A 1,449-nucleotide genomic window follows, 5' to 3' on the forward strand; every position below is an offset into this window, starting at 1 on the left:
TGCCGCATCTGGGCGTTGCTCTGCGATGCATTTCAAGCGGCCGCTGCCGCCGTTTCTTCCTGCTTTGGCATCAACCACTTCGCCATTCGCCGCAGGTTCTGCGCAGTTGCAGCTAGCAAGAACTCGTCATGAGCACCTGACGGACCTCGCAGTCGGAGACGATCCAGCTTCATGACGCGTTTGAGGTGAGCGAACAGGATCTCAACTTTCTTGCGGTCCTTGCGTGACTGCCTGTATGCCGGTGTTTTCGCAATAGCCCTTGCCTTATCGCGTGCTGATTCGTGGACGCTTCGGGCTATCTTCCGTATGGGTGTGTTCGGACAGCATTGGTCTTTCAATGAACATTCAGCGCAGTCCATCTGGCTTGATCGATAGACGACCGTGTTGGCCTTGGTGATGTGCGTGCGCGGATTCGTGAACGGACGCCGTTCGCTGCGCAGTGCGTGTCCGGCCGGACAGCGATACTCATTGCTTTGCTCGAGCCACTGAAAATCGCTGTTCTCGAAGGTCTCGTCGCTACGCTTTCCTTTCTCCCACACTGGAACATGCGGCTCAATCGCCTTCTCATTGATCATCCAGGCAAGCATCGACGCAGTGCCATATGCGGTGTCACCTACCAGACGTTGTGGCTTGAGGCGGAAGCGCTGCTCGACCCGATCGATCATGGTCCTTGTTGAGTCCACTTCCTGTGTGCGATATGCGGGGGTGGCCTCGACATCCACGATGATTCCCGCGTGCAGATCAATCAAGTAGTTGGTCGAGTAGGCATAGAACGCCGGGCCACCGGGTGCTGCTGTCCAACGTGCAGCAGGATCGGTTAGTGAAATGTTCTTCGGTTGTGTGACAGGTTCCGGCGAAGGTTCCATGTCTTGGGCGTCAGTGTTGTTCGCGTCGAGCGTCGCCAGATACTCACGTACCGCACGGCTGGGCCTTTCGCCATGCCCCCAGTCGATCGCTTGAGTCCCGGCGATGCCTCGAGTGCGATTGGCGTCGGCTTTGATGACGCTGGCGTCGATTGCGAACCCTTCACCACCTACGAGACCTACGCTCATGCAGCGACGTAAAACTGATTCGAATACATGACGCAGCATGTCGCTGTCGCGAAACCGGCCATGGCGATTCTTTGAAAAAGTTGAGTGATCGGGCACCGCATCTTCGAGGCCGAGGCGACAAAACCAGCGATACGCCAGATTCAGATGAACCTCTTCACACAGACGCCGTTCGGCAGCGGATGCCGAAGCAGTATCCGATGATCAGCATGCGAATGATCAACTCTGGATCGATCGAAGGGCGCCCCGTATGACTGTAAAACGACGCCATGTGCTGACGCAGATCTCTGGCATCGAAGAAATGATCTATGCCGCGTAACAGATGGTCTTTCGGAACATGATCATCAAGGTTGAACGCGTAAAACAGCTGCTCCTGATTGCCACTTCGCTGACCCATCAT

At 56.0% G+C, this 1,449-nt stretch carries 1 pseudogene; it reads right to left on the minus strand.

Going from position 1 to position 1,449, the window contains the following annotated elements:
* Nucleotides 1–32: 32 nt before the first annotated feature.
* Nucleotides 33–1,449: pseudogene (locus NCT04_RS34185) on the minus strand (IS1182 family transposase).

It is taken from the genome of Caballeronia sp. GAFFF2, from assembly GCF_023631485.1.
In the GTDB taxonomy this organism is placed as follows: domain Bacteria; phylum Pseudomonadota; class Gammaproteobacteria; order Burkholderiales; family Burkholderiaceae; genus Caballeronia.